19 protein-coding genes are annotated in these 24806 nt (G+C 73.5%); 9 read left to right on the top strand and 10 right to left on the bottom strand.

Annotated features, from left to right (window positions below; translation table 11 throughout):
* Window positions 1-3 precede the first annotated feature (3 nt).
* Window positions 4-948, top strand: coding sequence for a carbon-nitrogen hydrolase (locus ACFWRV_RS19225; protein WP_384336033.1), 945 nt, complete (start codon window positions 4-6; stop codon window positions 946-948).
* Between the two features lie 22 nt (window positions 949-970).
* On the opposite strand, the gene ACFWRV_RS19220 is transcribed toward ACFWRV_RS19225, so the two are convergent.
* Genes ACFWRV_RS19220 through ACFWRV_RS19210 form a run of 3 tightly spaced genes read right to left on the bottom strand, consistent with a single transcriptional unit; the run spans window position 971 to window position 4859 of the window.
* Entirely contained in the window at window positions 971-2182 is a 1212-nt protein-coding gene (locus ACFWRV_RS19220) for an LLM class flavin-dependent oxidoreductase (RefSeq protein ID WP_384336031.1), read from the bottom strand.
* Window positions 2179-3594 carry an NtaA/DmoA family FMN-dependent monooxygenase gene (locus ACFWRV_RS19215; RefSeq protein ID WP_384336029.1) on the bottom strand — a complete coding sequence of 472 codons (1416 nt, stop codon included), beginning with the start codon at window positions 3592-3594 and terminating at the stop codon, window positions 2179-2181. The genes ACFWRV_RS19220 and ACFWRV_RS19215 overlap by 4 nt, the downstream gene beginning before the upstream one ends.
* Window positions 3591-4859, bottom strand: coding sequence for an MFS transporter (locus ACFWRV_RS19210; protein WP_384336027.1), 1269 nt, complete (start codon window positions 4857-4859; stop codon window positions 3591-3593). Before ACFWRV_RS19210 ends, ACFWRV_RS19215 begins: the two co-directional genes overlap by 4 nt.
* A gap of 175 nt (window positions 4860-5034) precedes the next feature.
* Between ACFWRV_RS19210 and ACFWRV_RS19205 the strand changes: the two genes are divergently transcribed.
* Complete coding sequence (locus ACFWRV_RS19205; RefSeq protein WP_384336025.1) at window positions 5035-8829, top strand: BTAD domain-containing putative transcriptional regulator; 3795 nt, start codon at window positions 5035-5037, stop codon at window positions 8827-8829.
* A gap of 201 nt (window positions 8830-9030) precedes the next feature.
* Here ACFWRV_RS19205 and ACFWRV_RS19200 read toward each other — a convergent pair whose 3' ends face one another.
* The 3 genes from ACFWRV_RS19200 to ACFWRV_RS19190 all read right to left on the bottom strand — a co-directional run bounded on the left by ACFWRV_RS19200 (window position 9031) and on the right by ACFWRV_RS19190 (window position 12045).
* Window positions 9031-10188 (bottom strand): NADH:flavin oxidoreductase, encoded by a 1158-nt coding sequence (locus ACFWRV_RS19200; RefSeq protein WP_384336099.1) that lies wholly within the window; start codon window positions 10186-10188, stop codon window positions 9031-9033.
* Between the two features lie 187 nt (window positions 10189-10375).
* Entirely contained in the window at window positions 10376-11440 is a 1065-nt protein-coding gene (locus ACFWRV_RS19195) for a nucleotidyl transferase AbiEii/AbiGii toxin family protein (RefSeq protein WP_384336023.1), read from the bottom strand.
* Complete coding sequence (locus ACFWRV_RS19190) at window positions 11437-12045, bottom strand: hypothetical protein (RefSeq protein WP_384336021.1); 609 nt, start codon at window positions 12043-12045, stop codon at window positions 11437-11439. The genes ACFWRV_RS19195 and ACFWRV_RS19190 overlap by 4 nt, the downstream gene beginning before the upstream one ends.
* 261 nt (window positions 12046-12306) lie before the next feature.
* On the opposite strand from ACFWRV_RS19190, the gene ACFWRV_RS19185 reads away from it, so the two are divergent.
* The 3 genes from ACFWRV_RS19185 to ACFWRV_RS19175 all read left to right on the top strand — a co-directional run bounded on the left by ACFWRV_RS19185 (window position 12307) and on the right by ACFWRV_RS19175 (window position 15934).
* Window positions 12307-12993, top strand: coding sequence for a DUF3159 domain-containing protein (locus tag ACFWRV_RS19185; protein WP_384336019.1), 687 nt, complete (start codon window positions 12307-12309; stop codon window positions 12991-12993).
* A gap of 126 nt (window positions 12994-13119) precedes the next feature.
* The gene (locus tag ACFWRV_RS19180) at window positions 13120-15024 is read left to right on the top strand and encodes a CocE/NonD family hydrolase (protein WP_384336017.1); all 1905 of its coding nucleotides are present in this window, start codon (window positions 13120-13122) and stop codon (window positions 15022-15024) included.
* A 136-nt stretch (window positions 15025-15160) separates the two neighbouring features.
* Window positions 15161-15934 carry a polysaccharide deacetylase family protein gene (locus tag ACFWRV_RS19175; protein WP_384336015.1) on the top strand — a complete coding sequence of 258 codons (774 nt, stop codon included), beginning with the start codon at window positions 15161-15163 and terminating at the stop codon, window positions 15932-15934.
* A gap of 166 nt (window positions 15935-16100) precedes the next feature.
* Here the strand turns inward: ACFWRV_RS19175 and ACFWRV_RS19170 are convergent, their stop codons facing one another.
* The gene (locus ACFWRV_RS19170) at window positions 16101-16736 is read right to left on the bottom strand and encodes a hypothetical protein (protein ID WP_384336013.1); all 636 of its coding nucleotides are present in this window, start codon (window positions 16734-16736) and stop codon (window positions 16101-16103) included.
* A gap of 265 nt (window positions 16737-17001) precedes the next feature.
* Here ACFWRV_RS19170 and ACFWRV_RS19165 point away from each other — a divergent pair, with 265 nt between their 5' ends.
* Entirely contained in the window at window positions 17002-17562 is a 561-nt protein-coding gene (locus ACFWRV_RS19165) for a hypothetical protein (RefSeq protein WP_384336011.1), read from the top strand.
* A 337-nt stretch (window positions 17563-17899) separates the two neighbouring features.
* Here the strand turns inward: ACFWRV_RS19165 and ACFWRV_RS19160 are convergent, their stop codons facing one another.
* Window positions 17900-18580 carry a response regulator gene (locus ACFWRV_RS19160; RefSeq protein ID WP_384336009.1) on the bottom strand — a complete coding sequence of 227 codons (681 nt, stop codon included), beginning with the start codon at window positions 18578-18580 and terminating at the stop codon, window positions 17900-17902.
* A gap of 325 nt (window positions 18581-18905) precedes the next feature.
* On the opposite strand from ACFWRV_RS19160, the gene ACFWRV_RS19155 reads away from it, so the two are divergent.
* From ACFWRV_RS19155 to ACFWRV_RS19145, 3 genes are all read left to right on the top strand, one after another.
* Window positions 18906-19961, top strand: coding sequence for an ATP-binding cassette domain-containing protein (locus tag ACFWRV_RS19155; protein WP_384336007.1), 1056 nt, complete (start codon window positions 18906-18908; stop codon window positions 19959-19961).
* A complete protein-coding gene (locus tag ACFWRV_RS19150) occupies window positions 19958-20776 on the top strand; it encodes an ABC transporter permease (protein WP_384336005.1) in 819 nt (272 codons plus the stop codon). Before ACFWRV_RS19155 ends, ACFWRV_RS19150 begins: the two co-directional genes overlap by 4 nt.
* A 186-nt stretch (window positions 20777-20962) precedes the next feature.
* Window positions 20963-22813, top strand: coding sequence for a sensor histidine kinase (locus ACFWRV_RS19145; protein WP_384336004.1), 1851 nt, complete (start codon window positions 20963-20965; stop codon window positions 22811-22813).
* A gap of 278 nt (window positions 22814-23091) precedes the next feature.
* On the opposite strand, the gene ACFWRV_RS19140 is transcribed toward ACFWRV_RS19145, so the two are convergent.
* Entirely contained in the window at window positions 23092-23850 is a 759-nt protein-coding gene (locus tag ACFWRV_RS19140) for an SDR family NAD(P)-dependent oxidoreductase (RefSeq protein ID WP_384336002.1), read from the bottom strand.
* A gap of 292 nt (window positions 23851-24142) precedes the next feature.
* Window positions 24143-24727 carry a TetR/AcrR family transcriptional regulator gene (locus tag ACFWRV_RS19135; protein ID WP_384336000.1) on the bottom strand — a complete coding sequence of 195 codons (585 nt, stop codon included), beginning with the start codon at window positions 24725-24727 and terminating at the stop codon, window positions 24143-24145.
* Window positions 24728-24806 lie beyond the last annotated feature (79 nt).

Below are 24806 nucleotides of genomic sequence, written 5' to 3'. Positions count from 1 at the left end.
GTCATGCGTCTGATCACCGCGTACAACCCGCCCGCCTCCCCGACCCGGACCCGCCCCGCCGAGCGCGCCCCCCTGCGCGTCGCGGCCGTCCAGCAGCGCTGGCACCGCGATCCGGACGAGCACCGCGCCGCCCTGCGGGAGGGCATCCGGCTCGCGGCGGCGGAGGGCGCCCGGGTGGTCTGCCTCCAGGAGCTGACGCTCTCGCCGTACTTCGCGGTCGTTCGCCGCGCCGACCACCCCGAGCCCGCCGGACCGGAGGAGCTGCTGACGGGCCCCACCTTCACGTTCGCCGCCGAGGCCGCCCGCGAGCACGGGGTGTACGTACACGCCTCGCTGTACGAGAAGGCCCCGGCCCCCGGCGGCGAGGACGACGGCCTCGGCTACAACACGGCGATCCTCGTCGCCCCCGACGGCACCCTCGCCCAGCGCACCCGCAAGACCCACATCCCGGTCACCGAGGGGTACTACGAGGACGACTGGTTCCGGGCCGGGCCGGCCGGCGACGACGCCTTCCCGCTGGTCGAGGTCGACGAGGCCCGCTTCGGTCTGCCGACCTGCTGGGACCAGTGGTTCCCGGAGCTGGCCCGCGCCTACTCCCTCGCCGGGGCCGACGTCCTCGTCTACCCGACCGCCATCGGCTCCGAGCCCGGCTTCCCCGGTTTCGACTCCCAGCCGCTCTGGCAGAAGGTGATCACCGGCAACGCCATCGCCAACGCCACCTTCATGATCGTCCCGAACCGCATCGGCGCCGAGAACGGCCTCACCTTCTACGGCAGCTCCTTCATCGTGGACCCGTACGGCCGCGTCCTGGCACAGGCCCCCCGCGACGAGCCCGCCGTCCTGGTCGCCGACCTCGATCTCGACGCCCGCCGCGACTGGCTGGAGCTGTTCCCGTTCCTGACCACCCGCCGCCCCGACGCGTACGGCCCGCTCACCGAGACCCGCTGAGGGCGGGAGAGCGCGGCAGGGGTCAACCCGCCTTCGCGTAACGGCTCGCGGGCCGGGCCAGGCCCAGGTGTTCACGGAGCGTCGTCGACGCGTACGCCGTCCGGAACGCGCCGCGCCGCTGGAGCTCCGGCACCAGCCCGCGCGTGATCGCGGTGAGGTCGTGCGGCAGGACGCCCGGGCGGAGCCGGAAGCCGTCGAGCCCGGCGGTACGCCAGTCCAGCAGCAGGCCGGCCAGGTCGCCGGGCGTTCCGGTGAAGACCGCGGCGTCGGACGCGAGCCGGGCCCCGGCCCACGCGTCCAGACGCTCCTTGCGGCGCTCGGCCTCGCCCGGCTTCTCGTCCAGGAGGACCACCAGATCGGCGAACCGCCGCAGCGGCCGGTCCCGCACGTCCCGGCCGGTGCGCTCCACCGCCGTGCCGACCTCGGCGAGGACCGCCGCGGCCCCCGCCCGGTCGTGCGGCGTGAGGTGCACGACGTCCGAGGCCAGCGCCGCGAACTCGTACGGCACCGAGGCGTGCGCCAGGCTCACCACCGGCGGCGCGCCCTGCGGAGAGCGGGGCGTGATCGAGGGTCCCTTGACGGAGAAGTGCGTGCCCTCGAAGTCGATGTGGTGCACCTTGTCGCGGTCCAGGAAGCGGCCCGTGGCCGCGTCCCGTATCTCCGCGTCGTCCTCCCAGCTGTCCCACAGCCGCCGCACCGCCTCCACCGCTTCCGCGCCCTCCGAGAACAGCCCGCTCAGCCGGGCGGCGATCAGCTCCGGGTCGGTCACGTCGTCGTCGGTGAGCTGCGGGGTGGTCCGGCGGCCGAAGTGCCGGGCGTCGGCGGCACGGGAGGAGATCTGCGGCCGCCAGCCCGCCCGGCCCCTGCTCGCGTGGTCGAGCGTGGCGATGCCGATGCCGACGTGGAACGGCTCGGTGTGCGTGACGTTCGTGGTCGGGACCAGCCCGATACGGGTGGTGAGCGGCGCGAGGTGGGCGGCGAGCAGCACCGCGTCCACGCTGCCCCGGACCTGGTCGGTGCGGTCGTCGGGCCGGTGGAAGGCGGCGGACTGGAGGCCGGGGGCGTCCTCGAACGTGACGTAGTCGAGCAGTCCGCGCTCGGCCTCGGCGACCAGACCCGCCCAGTACGCGGCGGACAGCAGCTCGCCGGGCCGGGCTCCGGCGGCCCGCCACGCCGCCGGATGCCAGCCGGCGCCGTCGAGCGCGACGGCGAGATGCAGAGGGGCGCCGGTCATCCGAGGCTCTCCTTCTTGTCGTTCGCGGACCGCCGGGGCGCGTCGGCGGACAGGCCGAGGTGGTCCCGCAGCGTCGTTCCCGTGTAGTCCTCGCGGAACACGCCCTTCTCCTGGAGCAGCGGCACCACCCGGTCCACCACGTCGTCCAGGCCGCCGGGCGTCAGATGCGGTACGAGGACGAAGCCGTCGGCGCCCTCCGTCCGCACGAAGTGGTCGATGGCGTCCGCGACCGTGCGCGGACTGCCGACGAACGTCGGCCGGCCGCCGACCTCGATCATCAACTCCCGTATGGAAAGGCCCCGTTCTTCGGCGAGCTTCCGCCACTGCCGGGCTGTCTCGGCCCGCCCCCCGCGGAACACCGAGTGCCCCTTCAGGACGTGCGCGTCGGCCTCCGGCTCGATGTCGGGCAGCGGGCCGTCCGGGTCGTGGCCGGACAGGTCGCGGCCCCAGACGGCCTCCAGGTGGGCGATGGCGGTCTGCGGGCTCACCAGGTCGCGGCTGATCTCCTCCGCGTACGCCGCGGCCTCCTCGTCGGTGTCGGCGACGACCGCGTTGGCGGTGGGCAGGATCTTCAGGTCGTCCGGCGCACGCCCGTACCGGGCCAGCCGCCGCTTCACGTCCCGGTAGAAGGCGCGGGCCGCGTCGAGCCGGTTGTGCTTGCTGAAGACGACGTCGGCGTCGGACGCGGCGAACTCGCGGCCCGCGTCGGACTCGCCGGACTGGATGATGACCGGGTGCCCCTGCGGTCCCGGCGGGGTGGTGAACCGGCCCGCGATGTCGAAGTGCCGCCCGTGGTGGGCGAACCGGCCCGCTCCGGCCCGTACGAACTCGCCCGCCGCCGCGTCGGCGCGCAGGTCGCCGTCCGACCAGCTGTCCCACAACGTACGGGCCACGGACAGGAACTCGGCGGCCCGGGTGTACCGGTCGGCCTCCGGCAGGAAGCCGCCGCGGCGGAAGTTCTCGCCGGTGAACGCGTCGTAGCTGGTGACCACGTTCCAGGCGGCCCGCCCGCCGCTGAGGCGGTCGAGCGTCGCGAACCGGCGCGCCACCTCGTACGGCTCGTTGAAGGTCGCGTTGACCGTGGCGGCGAGCCCGAGGCGGGTGGTGACGGCCGCCAGCGCGCCGAGCACGGTGAGGTTCTCCGGGCGGCCCGCGATGTCCAGGTCGTAGATCCGGCCCCGGTGTTCGCGCAGCCGCAGCCCCTCGGCGAGGAAGAAGAAGTCGAACTTTCCGCGTTCGACGGTCTGCGCGAGCCGGATGAAGGAGTCGATCGCGATCTGGCTCTCGGACCGGGGATCCGACCAGACGGTCACGTTGTGGATGCCGGGCAGCTGAGCCGCCAGGTGGACCCGCCTGGGGACCTGCCTGGGGTGGTGCGGATGTCCGGTGGGGCGCGTCTGCCTGCTGCTCATCCCCGGTCCTCGCTTCCGCTTTCGGGCGTGGCGGCGATGGTGTGCCGCCGGGCGGGGAAGCCCGCGCCACGGGCGTCCAGCACGACCGCGAGCACCGGCAGCAGGAGCAGCAGCACGGTCCAGGGGAAGGACTCGCTGCCGACGGCGTCGAGGAGGACCCCGCCGACGATGCCGCCCGCCGCCATGGCGGCGTTCCAGAGCGTGACCAGCATCGCCTGGGCCGCGTCGGCGGACGCCCCGCCCGCGTCGCCCACGGCGGTCTGGAGCAGGGTGGGCATCCCGCCCCAGCCCAGGCCCCACAGCACGGCGGCGGCGTAGACGAGCGCGGTGGTGTCGGAGAGCGCGGCCAGGAGGGCCGCGGCGACGGCGACCAGCAGGGCGCCCGCGACGGTGAGACCGCGCAGCCGGTCCTGGATCAGGACCCCGGTGATCCAGATGCTCGCCAGCGAGGCGGCGCCGAAGACGAGGAGGATCAGCCCGGTGGAGCCGCCCAGGCCGAGGTCGTCGAGGTACGCGGCGATGTACGCGTACAGGATGGTGTGGGCCAGGACGAAGACCAGCGTCACGAACAGGACCGGGCTCACCCCCGGGATGCGCAGCGTCCGCAGCATCCTGGGCCGCTCGCCGGGCCCCTGTCCGGCGAAGTCCGGCACGGCCGCGGCGATCCACAGCAGGAGCAGCACGGTGAGCCCGGTCATCGCGAGGAACGCCACGCGCCAGCCGAGCGCGTCGCCGAGGAAGGTCCCGGCGGGCACGCCGAGTGACAGGGCCACCGGGATCCCCGCCATGGCGACGGCGATGGCCTTGCCCTGGAGGTGGACGGGGGCCATCCGCCGCGCGTACCCGGCGAGCAGCGCCCAGGCCAGACCGGCCGCGACTCCGGCGAGGAACCGCGCGGCCATGGTCAGTTCGTAGACGGACGACAGTGCGGTGACCGTGTTGGCCAGGGCGAAGCCGCCCATCGCGGCGAGCAGCAGCCGCTTGCGCCGCCGGCCGGCGGTGGCCGCGGTGAGCGGGATCGCGGTGAGGGCGGTGCCGATCGCGTAGACCGTGACCGTCTGCCCGGTCGCGGACTCGCTCGCCCGGAGATCCGCGCTCATCGCGGGGAGCAGGCCTGCGGGGAGGGTCTCGGTGAGGCTGGTGATGAAGACGGCGGTGGCGAGGGCCAGCAGGGCGAGGAGGGGGAGCTTCTGCTGCCCCTGCCCGCTGCTCCGGGGCTCGGGCGCCGCGGGGGCGGCGGCGGTGGTGTCGGGTGCGGTGCTCATGGGGTCTGCTCCGGGTCTCCCGGTACGTGGGTGGCCTCGACGGGCGGGCACGACTGTGCGCCGGAGGGCTTCGGGAAACCTTCGGGAGTCCTTCGGGAAGTCCTGGGAGAGACCTGGGGGAGTCCCTCGGGAACGCTGGCGACCAGCTTCTTTCCCCGCATGTACGGTGGCGCGTATGCGGTTTGGGGTGCTCGGGCCACTGGTGGTGGGGGACGGCGAGGGGAACGACGTCACGGTCCCCGAGCGCAAGGTCCGGGCCCTGCTGGCGGATCTCCTCGCCCACGACGGCGGCCCGGTCTCCGCCGACCGGCTCATCCACGACCTGTGGGGCGACGCGCCGCCCGGAAAGCCTGCGGGTGCGCTCCAGGCGAAGGTCTCCCAACTGCGCCGGGTGCTCGGCCGGGACCGTGTGGTGCGGCAGCCCCCGGGCTACCGGCTGCGGCTGGAGCGCGGTACGGACGAGGTGGACGCCGACCGCTTCCGGGACCTGGTCACCGAGGCCCGCCCCGTACGGGATCCGAGCGCTCGGGCCGCGCTGCTGACCGAGGCGCTCGGCCTGTGGCGGGGCCCCGCCTACGCGGACTTCGCGGACGCCCCGTTCGCCCGGGAGGCCGCCCAGCGCCTCGCGGAGCAGCGGCTGTCGGTGCTGGAGGAGCAGGCTGAGGCCCGCTGGGAGGCGGGGGACCACGTGCTGCTCGCCGGCGAGCTGGCCGACCTCGTGGCCCGGCACCCGCTGCGGGAGCGGCTGCGCGCGGTCCAGATGCGGGCGCTCTACTCGACGGGGCGCCAGAGCGATGCCCTCGCGTCGTACGAGGACCTCAGAGGCCGCCTCGTCGCGGAGCTGGGGGTTGATCCCGGCCCCGAACTCGCGGCTCTGCACGGGGCCGTGCTGCGGCAGGACCCGCTCTTGATGCCGATACCGGGGCGGGGGAGGGGGTCGATGACTGCGCCGGTGCCGGTGCCGGTGCCGGTGTCTGTGCCTGTGCCTGGTCCTGTGCTGGAGTCTGTGCCCGTGCCTGAGTCTTTGCGGGTTCCGGTGTCTGTGCGGGTGCCTGCGTCCTCGGTCTCGCGGGTTCCCGCGGTCCCTGTGGGGAACCTTCCGCTGCCCCTCACGCCCCTGGTCGGGCGTCGCGGCGCACTCGCCCGGATCTCCGAACTCCTTGCCGGAGAGCGGCTGGTGACCCTCACCGGCCCTGGCGGAGTCGGCAAGACCCGGCTGGCGGTCGCTGCGGCCACCGCCGAGAGGGACCGTGCCGCGACCGGCGGGGCGGGGGACAACGCCCTCGGGAACAGCGGTCCGGGGGAGAGGGCTCCGGGGGAGAGGGCTCCGGGGAACCGCGGCCCGGGGGACAGCGGTCCTGGGAACAGCGGTCCGGGGGACAGTGGCCCGGGGGACTGCGCCCCTGGGAACAGCGGTCCGGGGGACAGCGGCCTGGGGGACTGCGGTCCGGGGAACAGCGGCCCGGGGAACAGCGGTCCGGGGGACAACGGCCGCGAGGAAGGATTCTGGCTCGTCGAGTTCGCGGGCGTCCCTGCGGCCACGCCCGCCGACCTGGCCCAGATCGTCGCCGCGACCCTCGGCATCCGGGACGACGCCCCGAGCGCCGCGCCGGGCGCGGGACCCGGCGCCGGGGTCCTTTCGCTGCCGCACCGCCTGGCCGCCGCCCTCCGCGACCGCCGGACCCTGCTGGTCCTGGACAACTGCGAGCACGTCGTGGACGCCGCCGCCGGACTCGCCGAGCTGCTTCTGCGTACCGCCCCCGGACTGCGCGTCCTCGCCACCGGTCAGGAACCCCTCGGCCTGGCGGGCGAAGCGGTGTTCCTGGTCGAGCCGCTCCCGCCGGCCGAGGCCGCCCGGCTGTTCGTGGAACGAGCCGGGGCCTCGGCCCCCGGCTTCCCCCGCGACCCGGACGGGCCCGAGCGCGAGGCCGTCGACGAGATCTGCCGCCGCCTCGACGGCATCCCGCTGGCTCTGGAGCTGGCCGCCACCCGCGTACGGAGTCTGGGTGTACGGGAGTTGGCGGCTCGCCTGGGCGACCGCTTCCGGATCCTGACCACCGGACGGCGGGGCGCCCCGGCCCGCCAGCAGACCCTGCGGGCGGTGATCGACTGGAGCTGGGAGCTGCTCGGCGACGCCGAGCGCGTCGTCCTGCGCCGCCTCGCCGTCCATCGCGACGGCTGCGACCTTGCTGCGGCCGAGGCGGTGTGCGCGGGGGACGGCGTCGCCCGGGAGGACGTGCTCGACCTCGTCGGGCGGCTCGTCGACCGTTCCCTCGTGGTCGTGGCGACCGGTCCCGACGGCCCCCGCTACCGGCTCCTGGAGTCCGTCGCCGCGTACGCGACGGAGCAACTGCACGCGACGGAGGGCCTCGCGACCGTCCGCGAGCGCCACCTGCGCCACTACCTCGCGCTCGCCGGGCGCGCCGAACCCCATCTGCGCGGGGCTGGACAACGCCGCTGGCTGGACCGGCTGGACGCCGAGGCCGGGAATCTGCGGGTGGCCCTCGACCAGGCGGTGCGCCGCGCGCCGACCGCCCGGTCCGCTCCGACCGCCCCGACCGCCCCGACCGCCCCGACCGATGCGGGCGCGGCGGGCGAGGCGGTGCGGGCGGCCGGGGCTCTCGCCTGGTGGTGGCTGCTGCGCGGCCGCCACACCGAGGCCCGCCGGAGTCTGCACGCTGTCCTGGCGGCGGCACCCCGGGAATCTCGCGACGCAGCCGAACTCGTCCTTTTGCACCGGGCGTTCGCCCTGCTCACCGGCGCGTCCGCAGGCTCCGCCACGTCCGGGGCGGGGGCCAGCGCGGGTGGGGTGGCGACGTCCGAGGCGGGGGCCAGGGAAGGTGTGGCCGCGACGTCCGGGGCGGGGGCCAGGGAAGGTGTGGCCGCGACGTCCGAGGCCGGGATCGTGGCCGTCGCCGAGGCCGTCCCCGACCCCGTGCGGCGGGCCCGTGCGCTGTGGCTGTGCGCGTACGGCCTGTTCAGCGCGGGCGACACGGCCGCGGCCGAGGCGCTGAACGCCCGCGCGCTCGCCCTCTTCACCGCCGCGGACGACCCGTGGGGAACGGCGGCCACGCTCGGCCTGCGGTCGACGCTCGCGCTGATCGGCGGTGACCTCGACGGACTCGGCCGCGACGGTCGGCGCAGCGGCGCGCTCTTCCGCGAACTGGGGGACCGTTGGGGCGAATTGCAGACGGTGTCCCCGCTCGCCGCGCTCGCCGAGATCAAGGGCGCGTACGAGGAGGCCGAGCAACGGCAGCTCGAAGGGCTGCGCATGGCGCGGGAGCTGGGTCTTGAGGCGGAGGTGTCGGCCCGGCTCTCCGGGCTGGGCCGGCTGGCGCTGCTCGCCCGCGACTGGGACCGGGCCCGCGACCTGCACGAGCAGGCCCGGCGCATCGCCGCCGAGCAGGGCTACACGTACGGCGAGATCCACTCCGGGATGGGCCTCGCCCTCGGCGCCCGCCGCACCGGCGACCTCGACGCCGCCGAGGCGCACCTCCTGCGCCTCCGCGACGGGTTCGCCGCCGTGTCGTCCCGGGCGGGAGACCACCTGCTCTGCGCGGAGCTCGGCTTCATCGCCGAACTCCGGGGCGCGGCCGGCCCGGCCGCCGCGCACCACCTGCGCGGCCTGGACATCGCCCGCGTCCTCGCCGAGCCGCGCGCCCTGGCCCTGTCCCTGGAGGGGCTGGCCGGAGCGGCCGCCTCGGTGGGGCGTACGCCGGAGGCCGCCTGCGCCGCCCGACTCCTCGGCGCCGCCGCAGCCGCCCGCCGCCGGGCGGGCGCCCCGCTGCCGCCCGCCGAACGCGGCGACGTCGACCGCGTCACGGCGGCGGCCCGGGCGGTCCTGGGTGCGGCGGCCTTCGCGGAGGCGTTCGATGGCGGGGACCGGGGCGGCCGGGAGAGCGCCGAGGACGCGGTGTGCGAGGCGCGGAAGCTGCTGGACCCGGGCGGCCCGCCCGCGCCGCGCACCTGACACCCGGACCCGGACCGGAGCCGCTGCGCCGTACGCCCCGGAGCCCGGCACCGGAACGTACCTGAAGCAGAGCCGTGCGCCGCCCGAAGTACGCCCCTGACCAGCCGGAAGCGGCGTTCCCGGAGGCTGTCGACGTACCCGCCTCGAACCCCGACGCACTCCCGCGGCGGTGGAGCAGGGCCGGGCCGCTCCTCCCTGGGGTCAGCGCAGGGTCGTCAGCATCTCCGCGGAGAACGGGATGATGTCCTCGGTGCGCCCGCGCAGCGACTTCGCCGCCCACTCGGGGTCGGCGATCAGCGCCCGGCCGACGGCCACCATGTCGAACTCGTCGCGCTCCATCCGGTCCACCAGCTGCTCGATGCCGGTGACCCGGGAGTCGTCGCCCTGGAAGGCGCTGAAGAAGTCACCGTCCAGGCCGACCGAGCCGACGGTGAGGGTCGGCCGCCCGCTGATCTTCTTCACCCACCCGGCCAGGTTCAGGTCGGAGTCCTCGAACTCCGGCAGCCAGTAGCGGCGGGTGGACGCGTGGAAGACGTCGACACCGGCCTCGGCCAGCGGCGTGAGCAGGGCGTCCAGTTCCTCGGGGGTCCGGGCGAGCTTCGCCTCGTAGTTGTCCGACTTCCACTGGGACATGCGGAAGAAGAGGGGGAAGGCGTCGGAGACGGCGGCGCGGCAGGCGGCCACGATCTCGGCGGCGAAACGGGTCCGGGCGACCAGGCCGCCACCGTAGGCGTCGGTACGCCGGTTGCTGCCGGACCACAGGAACTGGTCGATCAAGTAGCCGTGGGCGCCGTGCAGTTCGACGCCGTCGAAGCCGAGGCGCTCGGCGGCGGCCGCCGCGTCGGCGAAGGCGGCGATGACGTCGTCGAGGTCCTGCTGCGTCATGGCGCGCCCCTTGGGCTCGCCGCTCAGGGACAGGCCCGAGGGACCGACCGGCTCGGCGTCCGGGACGGGCCCGGCGCCTTCGGTGCGGGTGACGCCCACGTGCCACAGCTGCGGGATGATCGCGCCGCCCGCCCGGTGCACGGAGTCCGCGACGTCTCGCCAGCCCGCGAGCGCGGCCTCGCCGTGGAAGCGCGGGACCCGGTCGCTCGTCCCCGCGGACGCGTGGTCGACGTAGGTGCCCTCGGTGATGATCAGCCCGACGTCACCGGCGGCCCGGCGGGTGTAGTAGTCCGCCACGTCCTGCCCCGGAACGCCGTCCGGGGAGAACTGCCGGGTCATGGGCGCCATCGCGATCCGGTTCCGGACGGTGAGCCCGCGAACCGAGAACGGGCGGGAGAGGGTGGCCGCCGCGCGGGCGGCGGCGCTCGCGTCCGCCGCCTCCCGCACGCCTGCCGGGGCTGCCGGGGCCGTCACGTCTGTCACGTCTGTCACGTCGGGTTCCTGTCCGTTGTGGGGGTGGTCCACCCGGCCCCAACGCGCTCGCGCCGCGTGGCCATCCCGGCAGCGGATCCGATGCGGGTAAAGAGTAGGCAAAGAACGGAGTCAGCCTCCGGTGCCCAGGACCGGCCTGATCACCGGATCCGACGCCCCACCGTCCGGGTCATTGACCGGAGCCGGAGCCGGAGCCGGAGCCGGATGCGTCGGTGGAGCCGGAGGCGTCGGTGGCCCCGGCGAACGTGGGAGCCAGCGCCGCCCGCAGCCGGTCGGCGAACTCCGCCTCGCGGTCGGCGAACTGCGGATACTCACCGACGAAGTGATGCCATTCGACGTACCCGAGCGCCGCGTCCAGATCCTCGCGCACCACCCGCTCCCGCCCGGTCTCCGGCCACCCCCCGCTCAGCCGGAACACTTCCTGGAGCAGGGCGTCCGGGAGGGGGTGCCGCTCCGCGAGCAGGGTCGCGTCGTAGAGGTCCTTGCCCTGCGTGTACATGTCGCTGATCAGCCACAGCACCTTCCAGGCCAGGGACAGCGCCGGAGTGGCCCCGTACAGGACCTCGCCGGACGACAGGAGGATCCGCTCCGGCGGATCGGGCAGCTGCTCGCCGAACACGAAGTCCAGCTGCACCCAGCCGCCCGGGGTGCCGGGCGCCTCCCAGGGCAGCATCATGCGACGGCCCGGCACCCTCTCGTACGTCCAGATGTCCTCGCACACGGCCCCGGCGGCGCGGATCCGCACCCCGTCGGCGCCTTCCGCGGCCCGTGCCTCGGCCGCCGCCGCGACTCCGGCCAGCAGCGCCGAGGTCCGTTCCTCCTCCATCCGCCACGACGCGGGAGCGACCACGAAGTCGAGATCGCCGGGCTCGCGTGCCTGCTCGCCGAACCACAGGGCCATCAGCGCGCTGCCCCGTACCACCAACGCCTCGGCCCACGGCGACGCCGCGACTCCGTCACGTACGGCGGCGAGCGCCAAGGCCCGCGCGGCCTGCCAGGCCCGGGTCGCCCCGGGGGAGGGGAAGACCGGGTCGGCGGTGCGGAAGGCGTTCGGGTACTGCTTGAGCGCCGGGTCGAAGACGGTGTGCTGTACGGCGTCGTCGTCCAGCACCCGCAGCATCGTCCCGGGCACGGCGTCCCGGAAGGGCCGCCGCGCGCCCAGCCCCGCGTCGGCGTGCACGGGCTCGGCGGCCGGGACCACCGTGGGAAAGGGCGGGCGCTGTTCGCTGCTCATGCTGCTTCCAACCATCCTTCGTCCAGCTCCGGACCGCTGTCCAGGAGCACGTACTCCCGCTCCACGTCGATCACTTCGTACGCCGTCAGCTCCGCGAGGAGCGCGTCCAGCATCAGCGCCGCACGCCGGTCGCCGGCCCGGTGGCAGCGCTGGGTGACGAAACGCTCCTCCCGGCCGTCCGCCCGTCGACGGCGCGCATTCCACGAGACATGCGCCCCGTGCCGCACGGCCAGGGCGGCGAGGGCTTCCCGGCCGTCGCCCGCCGGTTCGAGCAGCAGCTTCACGTGATGCTCGAAGTGCCGCCCGCCGTGCGGGTGTCCGGCGTCCGGCACGTCGGCCTCGTCGCGCGGCACCTCCACCGCCCATGGCGCGCACTCGACCTTCACGCGCGCCACGGCGAACCCGTCCCCGGCCAGGGCCGCCCCGGCCTCGCGGACGGCGGCGAGCTCGTCGTCGTAGGACGGCCGGCTCCCGCGCAGCGTCAGCATCGGCTGGGAAGCGGTCCGGCCTCGCGCCAGCTCGATGTGCGTGAACTTCACGTCGGGGCGGAGGGCGGCCCAGCGCTCCAGCCTGCGCAGCTCGTCGCCCTCGCACAGCAAGGTCATATGGCTCTCGTACACCGGGACAGCATGCCGCAGCCGAGGCGAACGGGCATGCGAATACTCCGGGCGCTCCGTGCTGAGCGCGCGGCGTCGGGCGGCGGCATGGCTGTGACCATGACATCCGTCATGCCGATCCATGACAGTCGGCATCCCGCCGGGCCGCCGCACCCGGGCAGGTTGGAGTTACGCACACGATCACGGAGACCGCCGGAGCGGTGGGCATGCCCCACCGCCGGGCGACAACCGGGGAGTTGATCTCGCACCATGACGGCATCCGTACACCCCTCCCGCACCGGGGGCGGAGCACAGGAACCGGGCGGCACGCCGGGGAAGCACGCGAAGCAGCAGACCGCGCTGGAGCAGCTGGGCGGCCCGGCCGGCCTGGTCTACACGATGCTGCCCGTCACGGCCTTCGTCCTCGCCAACGCCGCCCTCGGACTGACGGGAGCCATCGTCACCGCCCTCGGCGCCGGTCTGGCGATCACCGTGCTCCGCCTGGTCCGCAAGGAGCCCCTCCAGCCCGCCCTGTCCGGCCTGTTCGGCGTCGCGGTCGCCGCGTTCGTCGCCTGGAAGACGGGGTCGGCCAAGGGCTACTTCCTGCTGGGCATCTGGTCCAACCTCGCGCTCTGCGCGTTGTTCCTGCTCTCGGTCGTCGTCCGCCGGCCGCTGGCCGGAGTCGTCTGGGGCGCGCTCAACGGCACCGGGACCGCCTGGCTGCGGGACAAGCCGTCGCGGCGCGCCTACGACATCGCCACGCTCACCCTGACCGCCGTCTTCGCCGCCCGGTTCGTCGTCCAGCAGTGGCTGTACGACGAGGACCGGACCGGCTGGCTGGCCTTCGCGAAGCTCGCCATGGGCTACCCCCTGCTCGCCGTCGCTCTTCTGGTCGTCCTCTGGGCGGGCCGGAGTTCGGCGAAGCGGCTCAAGGCGGCGGCCCCGGCCGACCGGTGACCCGGGCCTCCGCCCCGGCCAGGACCAGCTCAGCGCAGCACAGCACAGCCCCGACACCGCACCACCAGGGAGGAACAGTTGAAACCCCACCGACCGACCCACCGAACCGCCCACCGACCGACCCACGTGTCGCCCCACGCGTCCACCCACCGACCGATCCACCGAACGCCCCGGACGCACCGGGCGGCCGGCCTGGCCACCATCGGTCTCATCACCGCCATCGCCCTGACCGGCACGCTCGTCGCCCCCGCCGTCGCGGCCCCGCCGGAAGCCGGGACCGCGGCCACGACCGCAACGAGGACCGCAACCGCGACGGACGGCGTCACGCACGAGGAGAACGACCGCGTCCCCGAGGGCGCGGTCTGGACCCAGCACTACTTCCCGTCCTCCGACGGCTCCGGCACGGAGCTGCATGCCGACGTCCTGCTGCCGGAGGGCCTGGCCAAGGGCGAGAAGGTGCCGGTGATCCTGTCGGCGGGCGCGTACTTCGGGCACGCCGGGGAGATCGTTCCCGAGGACCACGAGCGCTCCGGCCCCTCGGCCCGCTTCCAGGACTTCATGGAGGGCGCCGACCTGTTCAAGGAGGGCTACGCGTTCGTGATGGTGGACACGCGCGGCTTCGGCGGCTCCACCGGCTGCCTGGACTTCGGCGGCCCCGGCGACCGGGCCGACATCAAGGCCGCGATCGACTGGACCGCGGACCGCCCGTGGTCCACGGGCGCGGTGGGGATGTACGGCAAGTCCTTCGACGCGCTCACCGGGCTCATCGGCAACAACCTCGACCAGGACGCGCTGAAGGCCGTCGTCGCGCAGGAACCGGTGTGGGACGCGTACCGGCTCATCCACTCCAACGGTGTGCCCCGCCCGAACACCGTCGCCACCGCCAGTACGTACAACTCCATCGCCGCGATGCCCGGGATGAAGGACGACGACGCCCGCTACCGGGCCAACGCCCGCTGGGAGGAGAAGCACCCGGAGTGCTTCCCGCTGAACTCGGACGGCTACCGCATCGCCGACCCGGCCAACCCGTACTGGACCGAACGCGACCAGGCGGAGAAGGCCGAGGGCACCGACACCCCGCTGTTCTTCACCCAGGGCTTCATCGAGTCCAGCACCAAGCCCGAGGGGATGCGGGAGTTCCTGGCCAACCACCAGGGCCCGCAGCGCGGTTGGCTCGGCCCGTGGGACCACGTGAGGGGCAACGAGAAGGACGAGAAGGGGCGCCTGGCCATGGGGCGTGCGGGCTGGTTCGAGGAGACGATGTCCTTCTACGACCAGTATCTCGAGGGCGAGAAGCCGACGGCCGCCCACCCGCCCTACGCCATCCAGGACTCCACCGGCGCCTGGCGCGCCCAGAAGACCTGGCCGGAGGCGGACCGCGCGGTGACCGTGCCCCTCGGCGACGGCGTCTACGTGGACGACGGCGAGGCCCCCTCCACGGGCGGGACGCCCGCCAATACGCCCGCGAAGAAGCCTGGCGAGACGTCCGGCAAGGCGCTCGGGAAGAAGCCTGGCGGGACGCCCGGCGAGACGTACGAGAAGACCTCGCAACGGACCTCGGAGCCCGCCAACAGCTATGTCATACGCTCCCGCCCCCTGGACCGGCCCACCCGCGTCACCGGCACCCCGCGGATCTCGATGACCGCCGAGGGGGAGGGGAACGTGATGGTCAAGCTGTACGACGTCGCTGAGGACGGCAAGGCCGTCATGTTCGACGAGCAGGTCTCCCGCCTGGACGCGGACCGCCTGGCCCTCGACCTCAAGTCCGCCGACTGGACGCTGGAGGCCGGCCACACACTGGCCGTGGAGATCGGCACGATCGGGACCGGCGACTGGCTCGACACCCCGTCGAAGCAGACCGTACGGATCAAGGACGCACGGCTCGACCTCTCGTTGGACGACCCGTCCGACGACGCGCCCACGGCAGGCGAGCGCGCACCGTACCTGGACACGTATCGGAGCGCGTACACGACCCGACTCCCGGCAGGAAAACCGACGTTCACGCTCCCCGCCCCCAGCTCCCGAGGCTGACGGTGCTCCCCCCGTTTGTCGCCGACTCCCTGCAGAAGTGTCCGTGGTCCGTAACGGAGGGATCCTGCCCGGGCCCGCGGGTGTCTGGATGGGCGCAGGGCATCGGTGGAGACGGCGGCAAAAGGGGCGGGCGGACATGGCGAAGCACAAGGGACGGGCATGGCACAGCCGGCTCCTCGCGGCGGCCCTCGGCGTGACGGCGATGGCCGCCGCCGCCTCGGTGTGGACCGCGCAGGCCGACACCACAGGAGGGCAGCCGCAAGGGCGTGTCTCGTCGCCGGACGCCCGGGACCGGCCGGTGGCCGAGGTGGCGGCAGACATCGCGCACGCCTCGGACCGCGGGGCCCGGGGCGTCAACATCACCATCGACGACGGACCCGACCCGGACTGGACGCCGCAGGTCCTGCGCCTGCTGAAGGAGCGCGGGGTGAAGGCCACGTTCTGCATGGTGGGCACCCAGGCCCGGGCGTACCCGGACCTGGTCAAGGCGGTCGTGGCGGACGGCCACCGGCTGTGCAACCACACCGTCTCGCACGACACCGCCATGGACACCAAGTCCGAGGCCTACCAGTCCCAGCAGATCCTGAACGCCGAGCGCATGATCACCAAGGCGTCCGGCGGGGTCCGTTCGCAGTACTACCGGGCCCCGGGCGGTGCCTTCACCCCCTACAGCCGGCAACTCGCCGCCTCCCACGGGATGCGGCCGCTCGGCTGGAACGTCGACACCAAGGACTTCGAGCACCCCGGTGCGGACACCATGGTCGCCACCGTCAAGCGCGAGATCTCGGGCGGCCCGACCGTCCTCTTCCACGACGCGGGCGGCGAACGCTCCGAGACGGTGGCCGCCCTGCGCGAGGTCCTGCCCTGGCTGGAGGAGCAGGGCTATACCTTCGGCTTCCCCGTGCGGTGAGCGGGACCGGCCCACAACGGCGAACGCAGGGCGCCAACTCGTCCGGACGGAGTCAGTTCGACCAGACTCGGTCACTCCGTCCGGACGGTGTCAGCTCGGCCGGACTCGGTCAGCCCGTCCGTGCGGCGTCAGCTCGACCGAACCGGGCGAGCTCGACCGGACGGGGTCAGTTCGTCCAGACGACCGGACTGTCGCTGTACGCGTCGCCCTCGTCGAACTCGACGGCCGTGACGGGTGCGGTCTTCGTCGCGCTGAGCGAGCAGGTCTCGTACGACGCGCCCTTGGTGGCGAACTCGCCGGGCGCGTCGTCCGCTTCGCACTTGCCCGGGATGTCGCCGACCAGCACGACGCCCGTGCCCGCGCCGCCTTCCAGCGCACCCCTCAGGCTCAGCGACGCGTACGACAGGTCGGTGCCGCCGACGTTCTCCACCTTCATCTTGATGAAGTAGGGCGTCATTCCCTTCGCATCGTCACCGAAGGGAGCCATATCGGCCTCGGCGCCCTTCTCGATCGCCGTGACGGTCACGGCTATGGTGCCCTTTTTGTCGCTCGTGTACTCGAACGGGAGAACGGCCCGCTCGCCGACCTTGAGCTTCGTGCCCGGGGCGGTGACATCACCCTCGGCCGGGGCGGCACCGTCGTCGCCGCTGTCGGCGGCCGGGCTCTCGCTGCTCGGCTCGGCCGGGGCCGACGCCTTCGGTGAATCCTGCGCCGCCGGCGCACCGTCGTCGTCGTTGCAGGCCGAAAGGGCGAGACCCATGGTGACTACGGCGGCCGCGAACACGATTCGTCGCTTGTGCACTACTACTACCTCACTGGCTTACGAAAGCTGCCCGAACACGACAGCTTCGAACGTTCGATGGGTGGGGGGAAGGGCCGACACCGGGCTGGATGCGCGTGAGCGGCTTCCCGACGGGTTTCCGTCCTTGACCGGCACTGTGTCACATCCCGAATTCCGACGCGTACACGCCAGGATCGCGCACCCGGTTCGGCCCAACGGAGGCCGTACCGGCGGCTGGTGCTGGGTGGGCTGCGGGCACGGGATCTGCGCACGCCAGTAGAGTGCGATGCTTGTTCGATTTGGCTACGAAGTGGGGGGCTGGCTGGTGGTCGCGCAACTGAGAGAGACCGCACGGGAGTTGGCGGCGAAGTTGTGGCGGGAACACACCGTGTACCGGGAGCGGTCCGGCGGGGTGGTCATCCGGGGTGAGCACGTACAGCGGTGGATCAGCCTCGCTCCGGCGGGCGGCCGGGACGAGATCCTCGTACGCGCCGGCCGCATCCTGGACGGCGGCACCACCGCCCCGGCGCGTTCGGAGGCCGTGGTGCCCCTCTCCGCCGGTACGGACGTGCTCGCCGCCGCCTGCCGTCGCCTGCTGGCCGATGCGGCGGCCGACGCGGTGCGGGTCACGCCGGGCGGCGCGGCGTCCGGGCGGGCCGACCGGCCGGTGAAGGCCGCGAAGCGAAGAGGCAAGCAGCGAGGAAGCGAGCAGCCAAGAGACAGGCAGCCAAGAGGCAGGCAGCGAAGGGACAAGGGGAGACACACCGGATTGAGCTCGTGGGTGATCCTCGTCTGCGTCGCCGGCGTGATCGCCCTGTACGCCTACAGCAGCGCGATGCACGGTTAGCCGACGCCACCGCGGGAAACGGGCCGGCCGGCCCTGATCCGGGCCAGGACCGTCCCGGTGGTAGCCCGGGTCAGGGCGGCCCGGAGGTGGCCCGGTGAGGGCCGGCCCGGGTCGGGACCGGCCCGGGTCGGGACCGGCCCGGGTCGAGACCGGCCCGGGCCGGGACCGGCCCGGATCGGGACCGTCCCGGTGGTGGCCCGGTTCAGGACCGTCCCGGTGGTGGCCCGGATCGGGACCGGCCCGGTGGTGACCTGGGTCAGGACCGGCCCGGTGGCAGCCCGGCTCGGGACCGTCCCGTTGGTGGCCCGGGTCGGGATCGTCCTGGTGGTGGCCCGGTTCAGGCCCGGCCCGGTGGGACCAGCCCGGCCTCATGCGCGGCGATGGCCGCCTCCACCCGGTTGCGTACCCCCAACTTCCCCAGCACCGAGCTGACATGCGCCTTCACCGTGCCCTCGACCAGGTGCAGGCGGCTCGCGATCTCCGCGTTGGACAGCCCCGCCCCGATGCCCGCCAGCACCTCGTGCTCCCGTTCCGTCAGCCGCTCCAGCGCTCGGTGGGGATGTGCCGCCCGGTGCGCGCGCAGTCCGGCGATGACCCGGCCGGCGACCCGCGGGGACAGGTAGGCACCCCCGGCTCCCACGGCCCGGACCCCGTTGAGCAGTTCCCTCGGGTCGTCCGCCTTCAGCAGGAAACCGTCGGCGCCTTCCTCCAGGGCGCGGGTGACGTACTCGTCCTGACCGAAGGTCGTCAGCATGATCACCCCGACCGGCCGCAGGTCCCGGTGAAACAGCGCCACCGCCGACAGACCGTCCAGGCCGGGCATGTGAATGTCCAGCAGCACGACGTCCGGCCGGTGTTGACGGGTGAGGGCGATGGCCTCGCGCCCGTCTCCCGCCTCGGCGACCACCTCGATCTGCGGGTCCCTGGCGAGGATCGCCCGTACGCCCGCCCGGACCATCGCCTCGTCGTCGGCCACCAGGACCCGGACCGGTCGGCTGCTCGGCGTCATCTTCTCCATCCCTCCACGCGGCGAGCCTACGGCCGACGCGTCACCGCGCGAACGGAAAGCCCCGCAGATCCTCCCGGGGGTGGACCGCACCCCCGACGAACGGCAGGACACCCCTGCCGTTCGCCCGATGGGCCTGGCCTCCGCGGACTCCTAGCGTCGCTTCCGTAAGGGAAACGCGCCGGACCGGCATCGGCGGGTGCGCGCCAGGCCACGAGGCCATCGGGCCGTCGGCACAACGGGCCCCGGATCTCCGGGCCTTACGCGTTCGACTCCGCGCTTTCCGCTTTCCGCGTTCCGTGCTCCGCGTTCCACGACCGACCAGCGAAGGACCTCCGTGATCACCCTCCGAGGACTGACGAAACGCTATGGCGACACCCTCGCCGTGGACGGGCTGACCTGCGACATCAAGGCCGGCCGCGTCACCGGCTTCCTCGGCCCCAACGGGGCCGGGAAGTCCACCACGATGCGCATGATCCTGGGCCTGGACCACCCCACCCGCGGGAGCGCCCTGATCGCCGGCCGGCCGTACGCGAGCCTGCGGCGGCCGCTGTGCGCGGTCGGCGCGATGCTCGACGCCCGGGCGGTCCATCCGGCCCGCTCCGGCCGTACGCACCTCGTGGCCCAGGCCCGCGCCAACGGCATCCCCGTACGCCGTGTGGACGAGGTGCTGGAGACGGTGGGCCTGACCAAGGCGGCCCGCCGGCCGGCGGGCACGTACTCGCTCGGCATGAGCGGGCGCCTAGGGGTGGCGGGCGCGCTGCTCGGCGACCCTCCGGTGCTCGTCCTGGACGAGCCGGTCAACGGGCTCGACCCGGACGGTGTGCGCTGGATCCGCCGGCTCGTCCGTGACCGGGCGGCGGAGGGACGCACCGTGTTCCTCTCCAGCCACCTGATGAGCGAGATGCAGCTGACGGCCGACCACCTCGTCGTCATCGGGCGGGGCCGGCTGCTGAGCGACACCTCCATGGCGGAGTTCCTCGCCGCCGCCTCTCCCGCGTCGGCGCGCGCTCTGGTGCCCGACCCCGGGGAACGGGCGACGCTGGTCCGTCGCCTGATGGCGGCCGACGGTGTGAGCGTCGGGACGACCGTGGCCGGCGAACTCACCGTCGAGGGCCGTACCGCCGCCGAGATCGGCGATCTGGCCCACCACTGCGGGGTCCGGCTGCACCGGCTGAGTGACGTCCGGGTCTCGCTGGAGGAGGCGTACATGGACCTGACCGCGCGCAGTGTCGAGTACGCGACCGGCGGCAGCGGCAGCGGCAGCGCAAGGAAAGCGACCGAGGCGACCGCCACCCCCGAAGCGACCGCGACGACGGTGGTGACCGGCGCGAGCGACGCGGCCCTGGCCACCGACGCGAACGTGGTGCCGCACGAAGGAGAAGCACGGTGACCACGACGACGACACCCGGCCGCCGGACGGACCCGCCCCGAGAGGTGCGCGGTGCCCCCGGCCGAGGTACACCCGGTGGCTTCGCGGGAGCCGTCTCCTGCGAGTGGACCAAGCTGTGGTCCGTCCGAGCCCCCGGTCTGTGTCTCCTGGCCGGCCTCGCGATGACCGGGGTCTTCACCTTCTACTACGCGTCGATCGCCCGCATCAACGCTCATCCGGTGGAGCCCGTCGGGAACGCGACAGCTTCCTCCGCCGTCCTCACCCAGTTCGCCGTCGTCATCCTGGCCACGGTCGCGGTGACCTCCGAATACTCGACGGGGAGTGTGCGGGCCTCGCTGCTGTGGGTGCCCCGGCGGCATCGGGTCCAGGCGGCGAAGGCACTGGTGGCGGCCGTCGTCTCGTTCGCCGCCGGGATCGTGTACGCGGTCGTGGGCGCGGCGGCGGCGTGGGGCGCGTTCGACGGGCGGGCGTCGTTCGACGCCGGTACGACGATCCGGCAGGCTCTGTCCGTCGGCCTCTACCTGGCGCTCGTCGCCGTGCTGGCTGTCGGGACGGCCTTCGCCACGCGCCACCCGGCCGGAGCGCTGTCGGTTCTCGTCACGCTGCTGTGGGGTCTGCCGACCGTGCTCCTGGGGGTCGGCGGCCCGGATCTCGCCGCCGTCAACGACTACCTGCCGCACGGTGCGGGGGACCACCTCATGCGCGCCGGCGTCGACATTCCGTTCGCGCCGGTGCCGGCGATGCTGATCGTTGTGGCGTGGGCGGTGGCGGCACACCTGGCCGGCCTGTACGTCCTCCGCCGCCGGGACGCCTGAGCACGCGACGGGCCGGCCCGGACGCTCGACCCGCAGAATCGACCGGACCGGTCAGGCGATCCATCGGAAGGAAGGACGGTCGAACGCACCATGCCGCACCCGCACCCGCACGCGCACCCGTGCACGAAGCACACGCACACGCGCCTGCGCTTGCGCATACCCCGGCCCCGGCCTCCGGCCCGGTCCGTGCTGAGTGATGTGGCGCTGTGGGGGGTGCTCGCCGCAGCGACCGGTTACGGGTTCCGGGACGCGGGCGCGCCGTCACCGGTCGTGGACCTGTTCCTCCCGCTGGCTGTCCTGGCGGTGGCGGTGCCGCTGTCACGCCCCCGGCCGGGGACCGCGGTCGTCCTCGTCAACGGGCTGTGCGCGCTGGGCCTGGCCGACTCCGCGACGCCCGCCAACGCCCACGTCCTGTCGCTGGCCGCCCTGAGTTGCCTGCTGGGCGCCCGGGTCGCCGCGGCCCGGGGCCCGCTCCTGGTGCTCGTCGGGTGTCTAGCGGTCGATGTCGCGACCTGCGCCGTGCTGCGGGTGCAGCCCGTGTGGTGGTTCTACGCGCTGGCCGTGCTGCCGGCCGCCCTTCTGCTGCCGTGGCTGGCCGGGCGGCACCTGCGTGGCCGCCATGACCTCGTACGGGAGGGCTGGCGGCTGGCCCGCCGTCTCGAAGAGCGGCAGCACCTGGTCGCGGAGCGGGCGCGGCTGGCCGAACGGGCGGACATCGCGTCAGACATGCACGACTCGCTCGGCCACGCCCTGAGCCTGGTCGCCCTGCGCGCGGGGGCCCTGGAACTCTCCCCCGACCTCACCGACCGCGACCGCACCGACTTGGCCGAGCTGCGCGGGACGATCGCGGACGCCGTGGAGCAACTGCGGGAGACCGTAGCCGTCCTGCACGACCCACCGGAAGCGGAAGCGGAAGGCGAAGCGGGAGAGAGGACGGGAACAGAACCGGTTACGTGGACGGAACCGGAACCGGAACCGGAACCGGGACCGGGACCGGGTACGGAGACGGGGACGGAACCGGGTACGGGGACGAAACCGAGAACGGGTCGGCCTGTCAACGACACAGTGGGGGACCTAGTCGCCCGAGCGATCGCCTTCGGGGTGCCGGTCCGGTGGGAGCGGCGAGGGGCGGCACCCACGCTGTCCCCCCTGGTTGAGCGCGGGCTGTACCGGATCGTGCAGGAGGCCCTCACCAACGCCGTGAAGCACGCGCCGGGCGGGGCGATCCGGCTGCGGATAACCCACCAGGCCGACCGTACCCACGTGAGCGTCGTCAATGACGCCCCGCCGGGGGAGGGATCGGCGCACCCGGTCGAGGGCCCGGTGGCCGGCGTCGGCGGGCGAGGGCTGGCGGGGCTTCGGGAGCGGGTGACGGTTCTCGGTGGAACCTTGCGGACCGGCCCGCACCAAGGCGGGTTCCGCGTCACGGCCGTCCTCCCGCACCAGGTCACGGCCCGCCCCCGACAACGAGGAGCCGGAACACGGATGCCGGTACGAGCGGCGGCGCCCGGGAGACGGATGTCGGCAGAGGCGGCGGTCCCCGGGAAGCCGGCCTGGCACCGGAGGCACCCCGGCCGGTCCGCGTCGAGGCCCGGTACCGCTCCACACTCGACTCCGTACGCGGACACCGGCACCCGCGACGCCACCACCCCGGAATCCGCCAGGCGGCTCGAAGACGTACGGGGCGCGGCCCGCCGCCGGTCCGCCGCTGCCATCGCCGCACCGGTCGTCGCAGCCGCCTTCTTCGTTCCCGCCGCTTTCTACCTGGCCTGGCAACTGACGACGAGCGCGCTGCCGCCGTCCAGGTTCGACGAGCTGACCACGGGTCGACCGCGCGCCGAACTCGCACCTCTGCTGCCGGCCCGTGCTTACCCCTACCCGCCCGACCACGTCCGTTCCGCACCCCGACCACCAGGCACCACGTGCGAGTTCTACCGCTCCGGCCGCGACCTGCTGGACGAGGTCGACCTCTACCGACTCTGCTGGTCCGGCACCACACTGGTGACGAAGGACACCGTGTCGACGAAGCGCTCCTGATGGCTCATCAACAGCAATCGCCGCCGGAATCGCACCGCCCGGGCAGGACAGCAGCTCCGCTGCGCAAACCAGAACCTCCCGTCGCACCGAGCCCGGTGACCGCACTGCTCGGCATCACGCACCCGACTGATCCGTCCGGCCTCAGGAGCCAGTGCTCCCCGCCCGGCCGGAGCCTGTCGGCCACAGGCCGCTGGATCGGGCCTGACGCGGCGCGAACAGGCCTGGGAGGGGCTGATCCGGCACCAGTGCGTCGCCTCCCGGCGACCGGGTGCGGGCGGTCAGGCAGACGCCCCACTGTCGATGACCAGGTCGCTACCGACGACCGAACCGGCCAAGGGCGAGGCGAGGTAGAGCACTGCGGCCGCCACCTCCTCGGCTTCCGAGACCCGGCCGAGCGGGTTCTCCGACTTCACCCGCTCCGCCCGCTCGGCGTCGGTCTCGCCGGGCAGGAGCGACATCGGGGCGGCGGAGGCGCCCGGGCTGACCGCGTTGATGCGAATGCCCTGGTGGATGTGGTCGAGAGCGGCGGCCCGGGTCAGCGCGGAGACCGCTGCCTTCGACGTGATGTACGCGGCGGCGTTGGGGATACGCAGGTGCGCGCCGAGGTTGGAGGAGATGTTGACGATGACCCCGCCCCCGTTCTCCTTCATGTGGGCGATCTCGTGTTTCATGGCCAGCCAGACGCCGGTGACGTTGGTCCGCAGCACCGCGTCCCAGTCCTCCTCGCTCACCTCTGCGACCGGGCCGGCGCCGCGGAGTATCCCCGCGTTGTTGACGGCGATGTCGAGCCCGCCGAAGAGGGCGACGCTCTCCCGTACGAGGTCCCGTATCCGGTCGGAGTCGGTGACATCGGCGGTGATGGCGGCAGCCGTGCCGCCGGCTGCCTCGATGAGGCGAACTGTCGCGTTCAGGGAGGCGGCGGTGCGACCCGCCGCGACGACGGACGCGTTCTCGGCGGCGAAGGCGAGGGCGATGGCGCGCCCGAGACCGGAGCCTGCGCCGGTGACAAGCACGGTCTTACCGGTGAAGCTGTTCATTGTTCGGCAACTCCTCTGAATTTGCGCTTTGTTGAGTGAGGGGACATGGCTGCTCACGGTGAGCAGAAGGGCGAAGGCGTACCGGGGCCGCGCACCGGTGACGTGGGTGGCTTCTTCCTCCTGCGGCAGCCGTGCCTCTGCTCTCGTCATAATTGATCGATCGGTCCAATATAGGGACATGCGAGAGCGATTAGCCGGTGACCCCGGCGTGGTTGACGCGCTCCAGCGGTACATCAGAAGGCGTTGGGGTGGTCAGGGTGAATCGGGGTGAACGAGTCGGAGCCAGGGTGATTCAGTCCAGCAGGGTCAGCGCCTGCTCGGCCGCGTCCCGCACCCGGGCGGGGTCGCTGGACGCCTTGCCGACGACCCGCACGCCCTGCAGCAGGACGAGCAGCATGCGGGCCAGGGCGCGCGGATCGCGGCACTCGGGCAGCTCGCCCTGGGCCCGTGCCCGTACCAGCGCGGAGTGCAGCAGGGTCTCCAGTTGCTCCCAGATGATCTCGACCCGGCGGGCCGCCGCGGGGTCGTGCGGGGCGAGTTCGGCGGCCGTGTTGGTGATGAGGCAGCCGTTCAGCCGCCCTTCGGGGGAGGTGGCCTCCGAGGCGAAGCGACGCACCACCGCACGCACGGCGGGCAGAGCGGGCCCCGGCTGGGACAGGGTGGTGAGGAGAAGCGGATCGCTCGCCTCGGCGTACCGGTCCAGGGCCTTGAGGTACAGCTCGTGCTTGTTGCCGAAGGTGGCGTAGATGCTGGCGCGACCGATGCCGAGGTGCTCGACGAGATCGGCGATCGACGTCGCTTCGTAGCCGCGCCGCCAGAACAGCTCAAGGGCCGACTGCAGCGCGGCATCCGGATCGAATTCCTTGGTCCTGGCCACGTCGGAGACCGTAAACCAATCCAGAACGATCGGTCAATAACGTGCTTGCCGCAGGCCGGATTGGCGCCCGAGGCGGACG

This window comes from Streptomyces sp. NPDC058576 (genome assembly GCF_042718715.1).
Taxonomy (GTDB): domain Bacteria; phylum Actinomycetota; class Actinomycetes; order Streptomycetales; family Streptomycetaceae; genus Streptomyces.
This window is presented reverse-complemented; position numbering and strand designations above follow the sequence as displayed.